1 pseudogene is annotated in these 547 nt (G+C 43.1%); it reads left to right on the forward strand.

The features are described from left to right. Window positions 1-547 (forward strand): annotated as a pseudogene (locus CD035_RS14040) (MSCRAMM family adhesin SdrC); the annotation flags it as partial.

The following is a 547-nucleotide window of genomic DNA, read 5'->3' on the forward strand; positions in this document are numbered from 1 at the left end:
GGACGGCGACGGCATCACTGACAAAGATGATACTGATATCGATGGTGATGGCGTAAGTAACGAAGATGAAAAACTTATCGGTACTGATCCAACTAACCCTGATACCGACGGTAATGGTGTAAACGATGGAGACGAGGATCACGATAAAGATGGCATTCCGAATAAAGATGAATCTAATCCTAAATCTGATAAGCCAACTGATAAAGATGGTGACGGTAAACCAGATATCACAACTCCGAAGGATACGGACGGAGATGGCATCACTGACAAAGATGACACTGACATCGATGGTGATGGCGTAAGTAACGAAGATGAAAAACTTATCGGTACTGATCCAACTAACCCTGATACCGACGGTAATGGTGTAAACGATGGAGACGAGGATCACGATAAAGATGGCATTCCGAATAAAGATGAATCTAATCCTAAATCTGATAAGCCAACTGATAAAGATGGTGACGGTAAACCTGATATCTCTACTCCGAAGGATACGGACGGAGATGGCATCCTTGACAAAGATGATAACGATATCGATGGTGATGGCGTA

The organism is Mammaliicoccus sciuri (assembly GCF_002901825.1).
GTDB classification, from domain to species: domain Bacteria; phylum Bacillota; class Bacilli; order Staphylococcales; family Staphylococcaceae; genus Mammaliicoccus; species Mammaliicoccus sciuri.